This is a genomic window from Rhizobacter sp. P1_G5, from assembly GCF_056405435.1.
In genome coordinates, this window is record NZ_JBFUCB010000509.1 from 1 (window position 1) to 4,471 (window position 4,471).

The window sequence follows — 4,471 nt, forward strand, 5'->3', positions numbered from 1 at the left end:
GCCCAAACTCCCGCCACTCACTTCGTTCGTTGTGGTCAAACAGTGGGCGACAGTCAGTTCACGAAGCGTGCTGCGCACGCGGGCCATGAAACCAGCCAGCTCCGGCGCCACTCCCTTATTGGCGCTCCCCAGACTCCCCGCCCGCGCCTTTGCCGCGCCGAACCATCAGCGCTCTCGGAGACTCTCCCCCGCATGCTCGACCAGCGGTGCCAGCACGAAATCGATCACGCGGCGCGTGCCGATCTTCACTTCGGCCGACACCGACATGCCAGCGCTCAACGGTACCGCGCGGCCGTCGATCTCGATGGTCTTGCGCTCCAGCCGCACCCGCGTCGAATACACCAGCCCGCGCTTGTCGTCGTTGATCGCATCGCTCGATACCGACGCGACGCGCGCGTGCAGCACGCCGTAGCGCGTGTACGGGAAGGTCTCCACCTTCACCTCGGCCGATTGCCCCGGCGCGATGAATCCGATGTCGCGGTTCTCGACCAGCGCCTCGACCTCCAGCGGGGCGTCGCGTGGCACCACCACCATCAGCGGCTGCGCCGCCGTCACGACGCCGCCCACGGTGTGCACCGCGAGCTGCTGCACCGTGCCGTCGACCGGCGCGAGCAGGCGCTGTGCATCGCGGCGCGCCGCCGCCTTGCGCTGCTCCTGCTCCAGCGCCGCCACGCGTTGCTGCGCGGTGGTGATGCCATCCAGCGCGCTGCGCCGCGCCTCGGCCACCAGCTGGTCGCGCTGGCGGCGTGACTGCAGCAGGCCGGCGTCCATCTCGCCCACGCGGCTGCGCATCGTCGCCAGGTCGGCCTCCTGTTCGATGCGCGCCTGCTCGCGCTCGAGGTAGCCGTGACGCGACACGAAATTCCGGTCGGCCAGGTCCTTCAGGTCGGCTGCGCGCTGGCGTGCGAGCGGCACGGTCTGTTCCAGCTTGCGCACCGCTTCGAGCGTCGAGTGGCGGCTCGCCTCGCGCTGCGCCCTCTCGGCGTCCAGCCGGGCCAGGCGCGCGAGGTGCTCGCCGATCTGGCCGGCCAGCATGCGGCGGGCCTCGTCGAAGTCGCGGTCGCTGACCGACGCGGGGCGCCGCAGCGGCGCGTCGTGCCCGCCGGCCACCGCGTCGAGCAAGGCCTGCCCGCGCGCGATCTGCAATCGGGCTGCCGCCAGCTCGCCTTCGCTGCGCTGCAGGTCGGCCTGCGTGACGGTCGGGTCCAGCTCGATCAGCACGTCGCCCGCACGCACCGCCTGCCCCTCGGCCACGCGGATCGCACGCACCGTGCCGGCCTCCAGCGGCTGCACGGTCTTGCTGCCCTCGGCCGGCACCACCCTGCCGGGCGCCACCGCGACGATGTCGAGCCGGCCGAACACCGCCCACAGCAGCGCAAGCAGCGCGAAGCCGAGCAGCAGTCCGATCGCCACATGCGGCGCCGGCGACAGCGGCGTCTCCTGCAGCGACTGCGCATCCGGCAGGAACCGCAGCTCGTGCGGAAGACGGCGTGGCGGCGCCAACTCGGCGCGGGCACACCAGGCCAGGCGCCCTGCGCGCCCGTAGCGGCCCAGCAGCGCGCCGAACGCGAGCAGCCCGAGCGGAATCCTCGTCATCGGCACTCCTTCATGCGGGCGCTTCATCCGTGCTGCAGGCGATGCAGCCGCGCGTAGTGCCCGGCCTCGCGCCGCAGCAGCTCGGCATGCGGGCCGGCCTCGACGATGCGGCCTTCGTCCATCACGACGATGCGGTGGGCATCGCGCACCGCCGACAAGCGGTGCGCGATGACGATCACCGTGCGGCCGTGGCAGATCGCCTTCATGTTGTCGTGCACGATGCGCTCGGATTCGACGTCCAGCGCGCTGGTCGCCTCGTCGAAGACCAGGATGCGCGGGTTGCCGATCAGCGCGCGCGCGATCGCCAGCCGTTGGCGCTGCCCGCCGGACAGCGTCGAGCCGTGCTCGCCGACCAGCGTGTCGTAGCCCTCCGGCAGGGCCGTGATGAACTCGTGCGCGCCGGCGAGCGTCGCGGCCTGGATCACCGCCTCCAGCGGCGTGCCGGCATCGGCCAGCGCGATGTTCTCGCGGATGCTGCGGTTGAACAGCATGTTGTCCTGCAGCACGACGCCGATCTGCCGGCGCAGCGAACTCGACTCGAGGGTCGACAGGTCGATGCCGTCGATCAGCACGCGCCCGCGTTCGGGGACGTACAGCCGCTGCAGCAGCTTCGCGAGCGTGCTCTTGCCCGAGCCGGAACGGCCGACGATGCCGATCACCTCGCCGGCCGCGATGTCGATCGACAGGCCCTCGATCACCGGCGCGCGGTCGGGACGGTAGCGGAACTGCACGTCGTCGAACGTGATGCGCCCGCTCACGCGCGGCAGGCTGCCGCGCGCGCCGCTGCTTTCGGTGCGGGTGTCGAGGATGTCGGCCAGGCGCTGCATCGACACGCCGGTCTGCTGGAAGTCGGTCCACAACTGGGCCAGCCGCATCACCGGCTGCGCGATCTGGCCGGCCAGCATGTTGAAGACCACCAGCTGGCCGACGCTCATGCGGCCGTCGATCACCAGCCGCGCGCCGACGTAGAGCGTCGCGAGCGTGACCAGCTTCGACACCATCGAGACGCCGCCCTGCGCGAGGCTCGCGATCGTGGTGGTGCGCAGGCCCGCCGACACGTAGGCGGCGAGCTGCCGGTCCCAGCGGCGCGTCCACTGCGGCTCCACGGCCATCGACTTGACGGTGTCGATGCCGTGCACCGTCTCCACCAGGAAAGCCTGGTTCTCGGCGCCGCGGTTGAACTTGTCATTCAGGCGTGCGCGCAGCAGCGGCGTGAGGGCCGCCGACAGCAGCAGGTAGCACGGCAGCGAGGCCAGCACGATCAGCGTCAGCCAGCCGCTGTAGCACAGCATCACCGCGATGAAGACGACCGAGAACAGCAGGTCGAGCACGACGGTGAGCGCGCTGCCGGTCAGGAAGCTGCGGACGTTCTCGAGCTCGCGCACGCGCGCCACCGTGTCGCCGACGCGCCGTGCCTGGAAGTACGCGAGCGGCAGCGCCAGCAGGTGGCGGAACAGCCGCGCGCCGAGCTCGACGTCGATGCGGCTCGTCGTGTGCGCAAAAACGTAGCTGCGCAAGGCCGTCAGCGCGACCTCGAAGACCATCACGGCGCCCAGGCCGATCGCGATCACGTCGAGCGTCGTGAAGCCGCGGTGCACCAGCACCTTGTCCATCACCACCTGGAAGAACAGCGGCGTGACCAGCGCGAACAGCTGCAGCGCAAGGCTCACCAGCAGCACCTCGCCGAGCAGCCGGCGGTGCCGCACGACCGACGGGATGAACCAGGTGAAGTCGAAGCGGCCCCATTCGCGGCCGGCCGAGGCCTGCGACGCGAACAGGATCAGCTCGCCGGACCAGCGCGCGCGCAGCGCGTCATGGCTGAGCAGCTCCGGGCGGCCGACCGCCGGGTCGTGGACCAGCACCTGGTCGCCGTCGATGCGGGCGATGAGGAAGAAGCCGGCCGCCGACGTGTCGGCTCCCGGTGCGGGCACCGATCGCGCCATGACGGGCAGCGCCAGGCGGGGCAACCGGTCGATGCTGCTGCGAACCGCCCTGGCCCGCAGCTGCAGCTGCCTGGCCGCCAGCAGGATGTCCGGCGTCGACCACGGCCGCCCGCGCACGGCCAGCTCATGGGCCAGCTGTTCGGGATCGGCGGCCACGCCATGCAGCCGCGCCATCATCACCAGGCAGTCGAGCCCGGTGTCGACGGCACGGCCCGCGGGGGCCGCCGGGTGCGTCAGGGCTTCGATCTCAGTTCCACGCAGCCAGCACGAGCGACTGGCTGCTGGCACCGGCCGACAGCGTCGGCAAGGTGTCTGCCGCAGCCGGCGGCGAGAACGCAGCCATCGCGCTGACCAGGGCCGCTGTCGCCGAGGTGGTGATGCCCAGCGCGGTCTCGCGGTTGCTGCCGGCGCTGACGACGGCGGCGGTGGCCGTGGTCGATATCGCCGCCAGGATCTGGTCGAGACCCCAGGTGGTGGTTCCCCCCTCGAAGGTGATCTCCTGCAGCGGGTTGTAGGCGTTGGTCGCACTGCCGCCGTACAGGAAGTCCTTCACGGTGATGGTGTCTGTGGTGTCGTTGACCGAGATGATCAGCGAGGTGCCCGACTTGGTGAGCGTCACGTCCTTGTACCCGACATTGGTGAAGGACAGCGTGTTGTTCTTGCCGGCGGCGGTGTCGTAGGTGGAGGCGAGGGTGTCCTGGCCGTCGCCCTCGGTGAAGTTGTAGGTGTCGTCGCCGAGACCGCCGGTGATGGTGTCGTTGCCCAGCCCACCGGTGATGGTGTCGTTGCGGATGGTGCCGACCAGGGTGTCGTTGCCGGAGGTGCCCKWGTAGAKCKYCTYGAGGATTGCGTCGATGCCYACGCTCTCGCCTGGGGGKGTGTCGTAGAACTTGATGGCCTGCAGCGGGTTGTAGCTGTTGAGCGGGTCGTTG

3 protein-coding genes are annotated in these 4,471 nt (G+C 70.6%); all 3 read right to left on the reverse strand.

From position 1 onward, the window contains the following. Positions 1-165 precede the first annotated feature (165 nt). Positions 166-1,596, reverse strand: coding sequence for an HlyD family type I secretion periplasmic adaptor subunit (locus tag AC1D12_RS25700; protein ID WP_477828609.1), 1,431 nt, complete (start codon positions 1,594-1,596; stop codon positions 166-168). A 23-nt stretch (positions 1,597-1,619) separates the two neighbouring features. Beyond that, positions 1,620-3,800: a type I secretion system permease/ATPase gene (locus tag AC1D12_RS25705; RefSeq protein WP_477843758.1), complete on the reverse strand. Its 2,181-nt coding sequence runs from the start codon at positions 3,798-3,800 to the stop codon at positions 1,620-1,622. Next, positions 3,787-4,471 (reverse strand): calcium-binding protein (locus AC1D12_RS25710; protein WP_477843756.1); only part of this gene is annotated, 685 nt, incomplete at its 5' end. The genes AC1D12_RS25710 and AC1D12_RS25705, both read right to left, overlap by 14 nt.